The 14,197-nt window shown below is 48.5% G+C and carries 10 protein-coding genes; 2 read left to right on the forward strand and 8 right to left on the reverse strand.

Annotated features, from left to right (window positions below; genetic code table 11):
* Nucleotides 1-43: 43 nt before the first annotated feature.
* Together napH and napG are read right to left on the reverse strand one after the other, a co-directional pair.
* The gene (napH, locus tag ACQEXP_RS06250) at nucleotides 44-898 is read right to left on the reverse strand and encodes a quinol dehydrogenase ferredoxin subunit NapH (RefSeq protein WP_426968856.1); all 855 of its coding nucleotides are present in this window, start codon (nucleotides 896-898) and stop codon (nucleotides 44-46) included.
* Complete coding sequence (gene napG / locus ACQEXP_RS06255; protein ID WP_269375165.1) at nucleotides 898-1,659, reverse strand: ferredoxin-type protein NapG; 762 nt, start codon at nucleotides 1,657-1,659, stop codon at nucleotides 898-900. Before napG ends, napH begins: the two co-directional genes overlap by 1 nt.
* Nucleotides 1,660-1,976: 317 nt before the next feature.
* Here napG and fdhF point away from each other — a divergent pair, with 317 nt between their 5' ends.
* Complete coding sequence (gene fdhF / locus ACQEXP_RS06260) at nucleotides 1,977-6,185, forward strand: formate dehydrogenase subunit alpha (RefSeq protein WP_426968857.1); 4,209 nt, start codon at nucleotides 1,977-1,979, stop codon at nucleotides 6,183-6,185.
* Nucleotides 6,186-6,236: 51 nt separating this feature from the next.
* On the opposite strand, the gene ACQEXP_RS06265 is transcribed toward fdhF, so the two are convergent.
* The 6 genes from ACQEXP_RS06265 to ACQEXP_RS06290 form a co-directional block, all read right to left on the reverse strand.
* Nucleotides 6,237-7,448 (reverse strand): acetyl-CoA C-acetyltransferase, encoded by a 1,212-nt coding sequence (locus ACQEXP_RS06265; protein ID WP_426968859.1) that lies wholly within the window; start codon nucleotides 7,446-7,448, stop codon nucleotides 6,237-6,239.
* A 1-nt stretch (nucleotide 7,449) separates the two neighbouring features.
* A complete protein-coding gene (locus ACQEXP_RS06270) occupies nucleotides 7,450-8,184 on the reverse strand; it encodes a beta-ketoacyl-ACP reductase (protein ID WP_426968861.1) in 735 nt (244 codons plus the stop codon).
* A 53-nt stretch (nucleotides 8,185-8,237) separates the two neighbouring features.
* Complete coding sequence (locus ACQEXP_RS06275) at nucleotides 8,238-9,818, reverse strand: acyl CoA:acetate/3-ketoacid CoA transferase (RefSeq protein WP_426968863.1); 1,581 nt, start codon at nucleotides 9,816-9,818, stop codon at nucleotides 8,238-8,240.
* A 105-nt stretch (nucleotides 9,819-9,923) separates the two neighbouring features.
* Complete coding sequence (locus ACQEXP_RS06280) at nucleotides 9,924-10,856, reverse strand: LysR family transcriptional regulator (RefSeq protein ID WP_426968865.1); 933 nt, start codon at nucleotides 10,854-10,856, stop codon at nucleotides 9,924-9,926.
* The gene (locus ACQEXP_RS06285) at nucleotides 10,856-11,485 is read right to left on the reverse strand and encodes a response regulator (RefSeq protein WP_426968867.1); all 630 of its coding nucleotides are present in this window, start codon (nucleotides 11,483-11,485) and stop codon (nucleotides 10,856-10,858) included. The genes ACQEXP_RS06280 and ACQEXP_RS06285 overlap by 1 nt, the downstream gene beginning before the upstream one ends.
* Nucleotides 11,482-12,867, reverse strand: coding sequence for a cache domain-containing protein (locus ACQEXP_RS06290; RefSeq protein ID WP_426968869.1), 1,386 nt, complete (start codon nucleotides 12,865-12,867; stop codon nucleotides 11,482-11,484). Before ACQEXP_RS06290 ends, ACQEXP_RS06285 begins: the two co-directional genes overlap by 4 nt.
* 213 nt (nucleotides 12,868-13,080) lie before the next feature.
* Between ACQEXP_RS06290 and ACQEXP_RS06295 the strand changes: the two genes are divergently transcribed.
* Nucleotides 13,081-14,154: a TRAP transporter substrate-binding protein gene (locus ACQEXP_RS06295; RefSeq protein ID WP_269375173.1), complete on the forward strand. Its 1,074-nt coding sequence runs from the start codon at nucleotides 13,081-13,083 to the stop codon at nucleotides 14,152-14,154.
* Nucleotides 14,155-14,197 lie beyond the last annotated feature (43 nt).

Consider the following 14,197-nt stretch of genomic DNA (forward strand, 5'->3'; position numbering starts at 1 on the left):
GCTGTGCATTGGGCGAGCACCGTTAACTGGGTCGCCGTTACTTTTAATCGAGCTGCTTGATAGAAATGCGATTTTTAAACTCAAAGACCTTCTCTGCACAAACATCGATGCAACGGCCACAACTGATACAGTTTTGATCCATCACTCGTCGATCCCCTTCTTTTAATGGCTGACGCAATACATCTGGTTCAGGGCAAACGTAATAACAATCCATACACTTGGTACACTGTTCTCGCTCGACCGCCACGACACGCAATAAGCTTTTTCGGCCAATCACGCCATAAGTCGCACCAAGCGGGCAAAGATGGCCACACCAACCATGTTCAACTAACAGAAGATCGAGTACGAAAACCAAGCCAATCAAGACCCAACCCGCACCAAAACCGAACACCAAGCCACGATGCAAAGCGGCGACAGGGTCAATCCAAGCCCAAAGTACGCTGCCCGAAAGTGCACTGCCAATAAGTAATACTGGGATCAACCAGTAACGAATGGTCGATGACCAACGAAAGCTGGATTTAAGATTCAGCTTACGGCGCAAAAAAGCGGCGAAGTCGGTAACCATGTTCAGAGGGCAGACCCAGCCACAAAATGCACGTGGACTCAAAACCGCATAAAAAGCGACCACAACCAAAACACCGATTAAGGCGGTTGCCTCAGGTAAATGACCGGCTGCTATCGTCTGCATCATGATGAGTGGATCACTCATTGGCACCACGTCAAATAAAGTGCTGGATGACAGGTTTCCTTTGAGCACTCCCAGAGTAGGCCCCGCCATAAACAGAGCCACAATAAGCAGTTGGCAACATCGACGCAGAATTAAAAAACGATGAGCTTGCCACCAGCCAAGTTTTCGCACAGCATCTTTACCCGCGTCTTTTGCTAGGTTCTTAGCCATTACAACTTACCTCCCAAGGTTTCGAGGGCTTCGTTTGGCACCTCGGGCGCACTGTTTTCAAGTGTTTTGTTGATCTCTTCCCATCCCAATTGGTAATGAGCTCCCATCTTGCCTTTTGCCAGTTCAGTGGGAATGATCTTGATTGCAGCAATCTCTGTCACGCAAGCTTCTTCACATTTTCCGCAGCCTGTACATTTGTCTGAATGGACGGTTGGTATCAACTTGGCATGATAACCGGTACGTTCATTGCGCACGTGTTCAAGCGTTATCGCCTCATCAACAAGCGGGCAAACTCGATAGCAGACATCACAACGTAAACCTTGCCAGTTGAGACAACTTTCGTGGTCAATGAGTACTGCGGTACCCATTCTTGCATCATCGATGTTGGTCAAATTAGGATCGAGTGCTCCCGTCGGGCAAACCGGCACACAAGGAATGTCCTCACACATCTCACATGGAATGCTACGAGCAGTAAAATAGGGCGTTCCTGACTCTACAGGAGACAACAGAGTGGCCAGTTTCAATGTGTCATAAGGGCATGCCTGTACACACAATCCACAGCGAACACACGCTTTTTCAAACTCACCCTTTGGCAAAGCACCTGGTGGACGAATCGGAACACCTGTGCCGTCTCTCGCCTGACTTTGCATTGACTGCAACCCCAATACACTTGCCGCTGCCCCAACACCGGCTGCTGTCCGAACAGCATCACGCAAAAACCGACGTCGGCTCTCTGATGTCTTTGATTTAGACCCACTCATGATTCACTTCCTCACACCAGCGGTTTAGCTAGGCTCAACACTCTTCGTAAGCATAGCAATCCTGAAGATAATAAATGCATTTTCAATACAGTTTATAGGGTTATATATAACCCTAAAGGGGTGTATCAAACATCTATTGATAAGAATCAACTAACTGAGGAGAGCGACAGCGCATATTGATCAATTAGCACGGAAGCACAATGATGACTTTTGTTCAAAAAAACGCCACACAATGCGTTTTTTGTCACACGTTGTTTCCTTGCCAGGTGTTATCCTTATAAAATGTAAGGCTTTAAAAATTACGCTGTGAGGGTCTTATGATAGAAATCGTAATTGACGGAAAGTTCCGGATTGTGGAAGAGGGTTCTACCCTTCTGGAAGCAGCAAAAGTGTGTGGCGTCGACATACCTTCATTGTGTGGATTAAATAAATCCAAGGCCAAGGTGCCGTGCGACCTGTGTGTCGTCGAAGTGGAGAGTGGCGGCACTCAACGGGCATGCGAACTCAAAGTTTATCGCGGTCTCAACGTAAAAACCCAATCAGAGCAACTCAGTGCTCACCGGCGTAAAGCGCTTAACACCATCATGCAAGACCACTATGCTGACTGCGAAGCGCCATGCAAAACCGCTTGTCCTGCTGGTGTCGATATACAATCTTATCTCTACTTCATTGCCCAGAACGACCATCAAAAGGCGATTGAGGTCATCAAACGCACCCTGCCAATGCCGCTCTCTATTGGCCGTGTATGCCCTGCTTTCTGTGAGAGTGAATGTCGCCGCTCTTTGGTCGACGACTCGATTGCAATCCGCCAGCTAAAACGACATGCCGCAGATGCAGACCTTGCTGCGCAAGAATCCTATGTAGCGGAGAAAAAACTAGCCAAAGGTCTCTCTATTGCCGTGGTGGGCAGTGGCCCTGGCGGTTTGACTGCTGGCTACTATCTCTCCAATGAAGGCTATGATGTGACGGTGTTTGAGTCGATGCCAAAGGCGGGCGGATGGTTGCGCTACGGGATCCCTGAATACCGATTGCCAAAAGCGATCTTAGATAAAGAGATCGAACTCATGTGCCGCAACGGCATGCAGATTCAAACCAGTAAAAAACTCGGCGTCGATTTTACCTTATCTCAGCTAAGCAACGAGTATGATGCAGTCTGTTTGGCTGTTGGTGCGTCTTTAGCGGTTGAGATGAACTATCCGGGCAGTGACTTAGCAGGCTGTTATCTCGGGGCCGACTACCTGAAAGATTATGTCACCGAACAACACTACACTACTGGGAAAAAGGTCGCGGTCATCGGTGGGGGTAACACCGCGATTGACTGTGCGCGAACCGCTCGCAGAACGGGTGCTGAAACCACGATTATCTACCGCCGAACTCGTGAAGAGATGCCCGCTGAAGATTATGAAATCGAAGAGGCTGAACACGAAGGCGTACAATTTCTGTTCTTAACGAATCCAGCTCAAAATATTGCGGGCTCAGATGGACGAGTAGAAAAAGTCCAGTTGGAACGTATGGCATTAGGTGCCCCCGATTCGTCTGGCCGCCGGAGACCAGAGGCGACAGGAGAGTTTTTCACCCAAGAATTTGACACTGTAATCGCCGCTGTATCGCAAAAACCGGACTTAAGTTTCCTCGACGACGATTCACTTTCAATCCCGCTAACGCGCTGGAATACTTCTCAGTCCGACGACCAAACCATGCACACTGGCACAGGCAATATCTTTAGCATAGGTGATTTTCGTCGGGGGCCTGCGACCGCGGTTGAAGCGGTTGGTGACGGTCGAATAGCAGCCAAAGCCATCGACCTATTTCTGAACGGCGATATGGCTGACATGCCAAAACCTGCCTTTAACTCACGTAAAGAGGAGAAGCTCGCTCAGGTCGATCCTCTCCACTTTGAGAACTTGCAGAAAGTCGCGCGCAGCATTATGCCCGAGCTAACACCCGCTCAACGTGAGCAAAGCTTTGATGAGGTCGAACTCGGTTTTGACAATGATGAAGCAATGAAAGAGGCGGCTCGTTGCCTAGAATGCGGCTGCCAAGCCAACACCAGTTGTGATTTGCGGGATTACTCAACCGAATATGGCGCACAACAGAACTTTTCGTTGCCAGTTGAAATAAAAACACACCAAGACTGGATCAATCTCCGTCACAAAGACACACGACATAAGTTTACAGTTGACCGCAGCTCAGAGTTTATCGAGTTTGATGCCAACCGATGTATCAGTTGTGGTCAATGTATTCAGGCATGCAGTGAACAAGCGGTGCATGGCATTCTCAACTTTGTTCACGACCAAAATGGTCGTCCTGCACTGAGACCAGATGACAGACCGCACTTCGGTTCCAGCCGCCATGGTCGAATCTTGATGGGGGACTCGAACTGCGTTCAATGTGGTGCTTGTATTCAGGCCTGTCCGACGGGCGCTATGGTTGACAGTCGAGATCGCTCACAAGGTCGCGAAGATTCGCTCAAACATGTCGACACCATTTGTACTTACTGTGGTGTGGGGTGCAAGTTAACCATGCATGTTGACGAAAAAGCCAACCGAATTCGTCGCATAACCGGTGCCAATTCTCCAGTCAACCAAGGCATGCTCTGTGTCAAAGGACGTTTTGGTTTCGATTTCATCGGCGATGAAGCTCGCTTAACAACGCCGCTTATCCGTAAAGACGGATGGCTACAACCCGCAAGTTGGGATGAAGCCATTACTCTGATTGCCAGTAAATTTACCGCTCTCAAGCAAGATTTCGGCGGCAATGCACTGGCAGGATTCTCTTCAGCAAAAACCACCAACGAAGACAACTATGCGTTCCAGAAATTTATTCGTCGCGAACTAGGGACAAACAACGTTGATCACTGTGCTCGTCTCTGCCATGCGTCGAGTGTCACCGGACTAGAAGCCTCACTCGGTAGTGGCGCGATGACCAACGACATTCCAAGCATCAAACACTCGGATGTTATTTTTATTATTGGTTCAGACACCACCTCCGCTCACCCGATTATCGCTTCCCATATCAAGCAAGCTATCCGCCATCACGGCGCACGTCTGATCGTTGCCGATCCAAAACGTATCGATATGGCCGATCATGCTCAGCTCTATCTCGCGCATCGTCCAGGGACAGATGTTATGCTGCTTAACGGCATCATGCAGCAAATCATCAAAAATGGTTGGTACGACCAAGAGTATATAGAAGAGCGTGTTGATGGCTTTGATACCTTGCTTCAAGAAGTGATGTCACCCGCCTATGCTTTGGATAAAGTTGAGCTAGTGACAGGCGTCAGCGGTGAAGACATTTTTGCTATGGCGAGAATGATAGGGACAGCCAAACGAACCGCTGTTTACTACTCGATGGGGATTACACAACACACCACAGGCCATGACAACGTCCGCTCTGTCGCCAACTTGCAACTACTGTGTGGCAACATCGGTATTGAAGGCGGCGGTATTAACCCACTCCGTGGTCAATCAAACGTACAGGGAGCCTGTGACATGGGCGCGCTGCCCAACAGCTACCCAGGGTATCAGAAAGTCTACAACCCAATGATTCGTCAGAAATTCTCGATCGAATGGAACGCAACTCATCTACCTACTGAACCAGGATTAACTCTTACTGAAATCATTGATGGCGCATGCCAGCGTACGGTTCGAGGTCTCTATATCATGGGGGAAAACCCTGTCCTTAGTGACCCAAATCAAGCGCATGTTATCGAGGGTTTGGAGGCACTGGATTTCTTGGTTGTACAAGACATCTTCTTAACGGAAACCGCTCAGTACGCAGATGTGGTTCTTCCTTCATGTTCATTTGCGGAGAAATCAGGCCACTTTACCAACACTGAGCGTCGCGTACAGCGTGTCAATGCTGCCGTTAAAGCACCTGGAGAAGCCAAAGAGGATTGGTGGATCATCCAACAAATTGCTAACGCGATGGGCAGTGACTGGCACTATCAACACGTCTCTGATATTACGGCCGAGATCGCACGCGTCACCCCTCAATATGCGGGACTGCGCTGGGATGCGATTACCCCTGAAGGTGTTCAATGGCCGAGCAACAAAAACAATCCGAATGGCACTCGCATTATGCATCAGACACAGTTCACTCGCGGCAAAGGTCAGATGGTGGGCGTACCATTTCGCTATGCGGCAGAATTGCCTGACGAGGAATTTCCTTTGGTGCTCACCACGGGACGTGTTCTAGAACAGTTCCATACTGGTACCATGACGCGTAAAACCAAAGGGTTAGATAATCTCGCGGGGCCACGTGCCATGATCAGTGTTCAGGATGCTGAAGCATTAGGTATTTCTAACGGTCAGCGACTTAAAGTCTCGACCCGTCGAGGAGAGATTGAGATAGATGCATTCGTGACAAAACGTATCCAAAAAGGCGTCATCTTTATTCCTTTCCATTTTGTTGAGTCGCCAGTCAATAGACTTACAACCACAGCAACCGACCCCCATGCCAAGATACCAGAATTCAAAGTCGCGGCGGTGAAAGTGGACCCCCTGCCTTTTGAGACCGCCGTTTAAAGGTTAATAAAGAGAATAAAGCCAACTCACTTGAGTTGGCTTTCCTTATGATTAAGCGACTTGGCGCAGAATAACCGCAGTGCCCATCCCGCCCCCAATACACAGTGAAGCAAGTCCAAGTTGACTATCAGAACGAAGCATCTCATAAATCAAAGACGTAACGATTCGTCCACCTGACGCACCAATCGGATGGCCTAACGCAATCGCGCCCCCATTCACATTGGTTTTATCATCAAACCAAGCTTGATTGAGCTGATGTTGCTGAGATAGACCTTTAATAACGCCGATTGCCTGAGCCGCAAACGCTTCATTAAGTTCTAGACGTTGGATTTGCTCTAACTCAAGCCCAGCGCGGCTTAACGCTTGGCTAACTGCGGGTACAGGACCCAGCCCCATCACTTCCGGCTCTACTCCGCCTTGTCCAGTTGCCACCACCTCAACCAAGGGAGTCAATTGATGCTGCTTAACCGCCTGCTCGCTAGCCACAATCAGGGCCACGGCTCCATCATTTAGGCCTGAAGCATTGCCTGCCGTGACCGTACCCTGCTTATCAAATGCCGGTTTCAGCCCCGCTAAACTCTCCATTGTTGCATCAAATCTAGGATGTTCATCTTGGCTAACGACACATTCTCCACGGCGTGACTGGATAGCCACTGGAACAATTTCTTGCTCAAATTTTCCAGCGACAATCGCCTGCTGCGCTCGCTGCTGACTGCGTAAGGCAAAGCGATCTTGTTCCTCTCGACCAATCTCATATTGATGAGCGATATTTTCAGCAGTCACACCCATATGGATAGCGGAAAATGCATCGGTTAATCCATCTCTTAGCATGGTATCGATCAAGGCCATATCGCCCATTTTGTTCCCAGAACGACTTTTTCCATCCACCACAAACGGGGCATTACTCATACTTTCCGTCCCCGCAGCCACCACCAGATCGGCATCACCTGAACGTACGGAATTGACCGCATTAAGTAAGGTTTTCATGCCACTGCCACAAATCATGTTCAACGTATATGCAGGCGTCTTAGCGGGGATGCCCGCATGTATCGCCACCTGTCGACCCACGCCTTGTCCCTGCCCTGCACCAAGTACATTCCCGACAATCACCTCATCAATGAGTGCGCCATCGATACCACTCTGCTTTAGCGCAGCGTCAATAGCAATGCGCCCCAGTTCGACCGCAGATACCGAGCTTAAGCTGCCAAGGAAACTGCCAATTGGAGTGCGTTTCGCTGCGACGATATAGACTTTATTGTTCATCTTATAGCACCAACCCACCATCAATTTTCAACACTTGACCTGTGATAAAACTTGACTTGTCACTGGCAAGAAACTCGACACCATTGGTAATATCTTCTGTGGTTCCCATTCGTCCAAGAGGGGTTTTCTGCTTCATTAAATCGAGCACCTTCTCTGGCAGATTTTCCGTCATTGGTGTCTGGATAAAGCCTGGAGCCACACAATTGGCTCTAACCTGAGCTCCTTTGCGAGCAAACTCTTTGGCCCAACTTTTGGTCATTGCAATAACGCCACCTTTTGACGCTGCGTAATTAGTTTGACCAATGTTGCCATCGGTGCCGACAACCGAAGACATGGTGACAATCGATCCATAGTTATTTTCAATCATCAGTGGCGCAACCGCTTGAGTTAGGTTGAACACGCCTTTTAAATTGACATCGATAACAAAATCCCACTCTTGCTCGGTCATTTTCTCGATCAGCGCATCACGTGTCACGCCCGCATTATTAATCAAGACATCAACTCTTGAATGACGTTCTTTCACCTGAGCGATAAAGGCTGCAATCGCCTGACGATCACAGATGTTGAGCACGACAGGCTCTACATTGTCACAATGGTTAAACGCTTCAGATAACCCCTCCGCATTCATGTCCAGCGCGTACACGCACTTGGCTCCATTTTGAGAAAAACGTTCAGTGATAGCCCGACCTATGCCTTGGGCAGCACCCGTTACGATGCAAATTTTGTTGTCAAACATGTCCTTATCCTTTGTATACAACGAAACATTAACTGACGAAGCTGAACTGACGGCTAGTTCGCCTTACTGCTTATTGTGAGCTCAAATTGTGTTCGAAAAATGGCGTTATTCATAAGTTTTAATGACGGACTCACTATTGGTTTAAACGCCATCTGCTGAAGAATGTCCTGCTCAAGGTCAACACCAGGCGCTATCTCTACCAGCTCCAGTCCCGAGTGAGTCAAACGAAACACCGCTCGCTCTGTGATATACAGAACGGGTTTATTCGACGTCATTGCCTGTTGAGCACTGAACGTGATCTGTTCAACCTGATCGATAAACTTGCGTTGAGAGCCTTCGCGATTAATTCTGAGTTGTTGGTCGATGACATCGACACTCAATCCTTTGGCGGTAAAAGTGCCACAAAAATAGACCTTTTTCGCGTTCTGAGTAATGTTGATAAAACCGCCACAACCGGCTATTTTGCTTCCGAAACGAGACACATTGATGTCGCCTTGCGCATCGCACTGAGCGAGACCAAGGAAAGCCTGATCGACCCCACCCCCATCATAAAAATCAAACATCTGATCTTGCCCGATTATCGCTTGAGGCAGACGTGAAGCTCCAAAATCCAGCCCACTTTGTGGTATGCCTCCGATGGCTCCGGGTTCTACCGTTAAAGTAAACTTATCAAGCATCCCGGCTTGCTGGGCAACGTCTGCGATGTGCTCTGGCGCGCCAATGCCCAAATTTAGAATCGAATCGGCTTCAAGCTCCATCGCTGCGCGACGAGCAATAATGGTTTTGGCATCCAACTTACTCTTTACCGCTATCTCCGTCCGCGAATCCTGCCCCCCCTTGTGGCTGGCAATTCCGACAAATTCGGGATTCATCGTGGTTGCGAAGGTTTGCATATGTTCATTAAGGTCTTCACACACGACAACAGCATCCACAAAAATCCCCGGTATCTTAACGGCATGGGGATCAAGCTGACCGGCGGCGACGATACGTTTCACTTGCACAATGACCTTACCGCCATTGTTTCTAGCCGCTTGTGCTGCCGCCAAACTTTCGACAATCAAACACTCATCTTCCATGGTAATGTTGCCATTCTCATCGGCGCTCGTCCCCCGTAGAATCGCGACATTAACCGGTAGCTTGCGATAGAAAAGGTACTCCTCTCCCAGCAAGTCAATCACTTCAACCCAATCCTGCTTTGTTACTGAGTTTATCTTGCCCCCTTCAATACGAGGGTCGACAAAGGTTCCAAGTCCGACTTTGCTTATTGTGCCCGGTTTACCCGCAGCGGTGTCACGCAAAAGGTGTGAAATGATCCCTTGAGGAAGATTGTAGCCTTGGATGAGATTGTCCACCGCCAATTGCTGCAACTTGGGAACCAGCCCCCAATGCCCACCAATTGCTCGTTTGACCAAACCTTGCTGGGCTAAATGATTGACTGCTCGCCCCTGTCCGTCTCCTTGTCCAGCGGCAAAAAGCAGTGTGAGATCTTTGGGTGTTTGGTTTCGGGCGAAGCGTTGACCAATTGCTCGTTCAATCGCTTCTGGCACAACACTGCCAATAAATCCCCCGAGTAACACACCATCGCCATCTTCAATCCATTCAGCAGCTTGCTGTGCCGTTAGCTGAGTGACCACTTCAACCTTCCTTAGTTACCTTCACTTCAATATTGAATTCAGCTTAGACCTTAAATTCTCGCTTGTTAATTACACAAATAGAGATTGTGAATTTCAAATATGGCATTATCTTTGGAGTTCATCGACTCTCTGATAGAGGTATTGCTTGAAGCCACTACACCGTTCTGGCATTGGTGTCCGAGGTCGGAAAATCAGATCGATATCGAAGCTCGCACACTGGTAATCTTGCATGATGTGTTGCAGTTCGCCGTTAGTAAGCTGCTGGCTAACCAGAGAGTGAGGAAGATAAGCCACTCCAGCATGCTCCATTGCCAGATCCAGCAACATCTCACTGTTATCACACTCAAGAGTATCGCGGATAGTGACCATCGCCATCTCTCCATCTCGTTCAAAACACCAGCGATTTCCACCCACCAGTGTTCGAGCATAGAGACATCGGTGCATACCCAGCTCATCGGGATTAGTCGGAGTACCGTGTTCCGCTAGATAAGTTGAGGACGCGCAAAGGTAAAGCGGCTCGCGTAATAGACGTTTTCGCACCAGTAAGCTGTCTTGAGGCAATTCGCCCTGAAAGCTCGCTCGAGCACGAAATGCAAAGTCGACCTTGAGTGGATCAAACTCACCCGCTTCAATAAAGATTTTGAAGTGCACTTGAGGATGAAGCTGCATGTATTCAGCGACAATTTTGGTCAAATATTGACGAGCAAAAAGTGGGGTAGAAGAGATACGTATTTCTCCGCGCTGCTGCTCTGCTAAGTTTTGTACTTCTTCGCATAGGCTGTTGATATCGGGAAGGATCGGAGAAAAGCGTTCATACAGCAGTTGACCTGCTTGAGTCGCAACCAATTGGCGTGTACTGCGCTTGATCAACTCTACCGACATCGCCTCTTCAAGCTCTTTTACCCAACGACTTCCCGCCGCGGCTGAAATGCCTTGCTGTTCGGAAGCGAGTCGAAAAGAGCCCGTTTGAATGACAGCACAAAAGAAGACAATCTTATCCAAAATAGGCTGGCGACTAGATAACAGATTGGCCGCCATCAGTTAACTAACCCCTTTTGCAACGCAAGCTTAACCAACGCAGCGGTTGAGGTTGCACCAAGTTTCTTTTTGATTCTCAAGCGATGAGTCTCAACCGTCCTGACACTGATATGCAGAGCATCTGCAATCTCTTTGTTACCAGAACCATTAACGATCTCTTTCAGAACATCCGCTTCTCGTTTTGACAAGGTATCATCTTTGGGTTGAGGTTTTTCATTGAGCTGTTCAAGCAGACGATCCGATGCCTGTGGACACAAATAGGAGCGACCTTGGGCTACCTGATTGATTGCCATAACCAACTCTTCAGACCCTACATCTTTCAGCACGTAGCCTTTCGCACCGCACTTAACCGACCTAACAACATAGTCACGGCTATCGTGCATAGAGAGCATGATCACGGCAGTGTCACTACGGCTCTTTTCAAGTTTTTCTAACACTTCAATGCCGTTTAACTCAGGCATATTAATATCAAGCAATAGCACATCAGGCTTGAGCGCTAAGGTGTTTTCCAGTGCTTCCTTGCCGGTACCTACACACGCAAGAATCTCAAGATTGTCTTCCCTTTCCAGTCGTGACTTTAGCCCGTCCTGCATCAATCGATGATCATCGGCGAGTATTAGTCTAATCATATAAACTCCATGTCTAAGCTCACACGCACTTCCGTGCCCTGTCCCTGCTCGCTGGTGACAACAAAGGTGCCACCGATCGCTTGAATCCTCTCCTTCATGTTTTGCAATCCCATATGCTGAAGAATCGGTTGTTTACGTTTACCTGATTTCAGTTGCTTGTCAGGCATCCCCACTCCATCGTCACTGACAGTCAGAATCAACATTCGCCCTTCGCGCTGCATAATGATATCGACCCCTTGAGCCTGAGCGTGCTTTTCGACGTTGTGCAGCGCCTCCTGAACGACTCTATACAAGGTGGTTTCCACTTCAGGTAAAAACTCTTGCCCCTCAATATCATGCTCAAACACCAACTCTAACTGAGTTCGGTCACGTAACTCATTGATGTAGGCCTCGATACCCGCAACCAGCCCAAGATCATCCAGTTGAGGAGGTCGCAAGTCCCGTGAGATTCTCCTCAGCTCGACTATCGCCTGTTCAAGGGCGACTTTACTGGCTGTTAATTCCGCACCTTTAATGGCGTCGTCGCTTTCCTGAGAAACGTTGTCCAATCGATACTTTGCGGCCACCAGCAATTGATTGACACCGTCATGCAGTTCACGTGATACGCGACGACGTTCGTTCTCTTGAGAATCAATGATTTGCTGATTCAAAACACTGAGCTGCTGGTTTGCAAGTCGTCTTACATTGAGGTTCAATGACGCCCCCAATGCCGCGATCACCGTGACCGCGACAAACATCACACCAAATAACGCTGTACTGCTCTTTCCGACGCTCTGGTCAAAGCCAGAACGCATATGAGTGACTTGCCTTTCTATATCGTCTAGATAAACGCCTGTCCCTATCATCCACTGCCACTTATCGAGTGATACTGCGTAACTCAGTTTGGGAAGTGGCTCTTTTTTGGATGGTTTATGCCACAAGTAGTCAACAAAACCGCCACCGTTTTTGCCAGCTTGAATCAGTTCTTGCAGCAGCTTCTTTCCTTGCACATCTTCGACTTGCCACCAGTTTTTTCCGATTCGGTCGGGTTGATATGGCAATACCAACGCATCGCCATCCCAGGTATAGGCAAAGAAGTATCCATCACTGCCATACGTGAGCTGGCTCAATTTTTCGATAACAATCTGCTTCGCAAGGTCAGGCGCTAGGCTGTTATCTGAGTAGTAAGGCTCAATACTTTTGACTGCCATTTCTACGTACTGCTGTAATTCTTGCTTTTTTATCGCCAGCACATTGTCACGTGTTAGCTGCACTTGCTCACCAACGAGTTGTTTTGCTTGACTAAACAGAAGGCTAGCGACGATCACAACCACCACGATCAAGGGCACGATCGAGAGTAAAATAATGTTAATCGTGAGTCTTCTGTTACTGACAAATCCCATATCCACATCCAGCTGTGTACGTAGTTTTACTGATATTTTGTGCGGAATTTTGCACTTTCTACCGACAAAATTTGCGCAATTACCCCAATAGAGAGCAATAAATCCCCCCTCTAAACTTAGGCTCAAATGTAACATTGCATTAACACGATTTACTACGCAATGTTCACATTTCTCAATATTGACAAGGAACTCAGTCTAACAAGGAGAGACCGAATGAACCTGAAGAAAGCCGCTCTAGCGACTGCTCTCGCTATCACCGCAACGGGCATTTCTGCTGTTGCACACGCTGCCGATAAGAAAGTACTGCTTAAAACACCTATCGCTTTCGGCAGCCACCTACCTGCTTTGGGAACACCAATTCAGTGGTACGCCGATCACATCAGCCAAACTTCAGGCGGTACGATCAAGATGAAGATTTATGAGCCCGGCAAGTTAGTCAATCCTGCCGAGATTCTCGATGCGGTCTCTACCGGAAAAGTCAATGCTGGCTATTCAACGGCGGGCTATTGGCAAGGTAAGTTACCTGCATCAGCGCTGTTTTCTGCGGTTCCATTTGGGCCAGAAGCTGGCGAATACATGGCGTGGTTATTCTTTGGAAATGGCTTAAAACTCTATCAGGAAATGTACGACCAAGGCGGTTACAACGTTAAGGTCACTCCTTGTGCGATTATCTCTCCAGAAACCTCCGGTTGGTTCCGTAAGCCTATTGAAAAACCGGAAGATCTTAAGGGGCTGAATATGCGTTTCTTCGGCCTTGGCGCGTCTGTTATGGAGAAACTCGGAGTTGGCACCGTGCAATTGCCTGGCGGTGAGATCTTTGGTGCTCTAGAGAAAGGGGCAATTGATGCGTCTGAGTTCTCTCAACCGGCCATTGACCAACGACTAGGATTCCACAAAGTCGCCAAATACAACTACTTCCCAGGTTGGCACCAACAATCGACCGTATTCGAGCTACTGATCAACAAAGACACGTGGAACAGCATGAGCCCGACCCAGCAGTCAGCCATTGAGACCACTTGTATGGCAACGATGACTTACTCAATCGCCGAAGGTGAAGCCATTCAATATGCCGCGATGGAAAAAGCAAAACAGAATGGCGTTGAGATCCGCTATTGGAACGATGAAATGCTGAGTCTGTTTAAGAGCACTTGGTTAGAAGTCGTGGATGAGAAGAAAACCGCCGATCCGTTCTTTGACAAAGTCTGGAGTGACCTAAGTAAATTCCGAGAAGGTTATGCGCTTTGGTCTGCTAATGGTTTCTTACCACGTGAAACGCAGAATCAATAACCTGATGTGAATTGGACCTGCTGGCCGGCATTTTTTGCCGGCC

Source organism: Vibrio sp. TRT 1302 (genome assembly GCF_050113875.1).
Classification (GTDB): Bacteria; Pseudomonadota; Gammaproteobacteria; order Enterobacterales; family Vibrionaceae; genus Vibrio.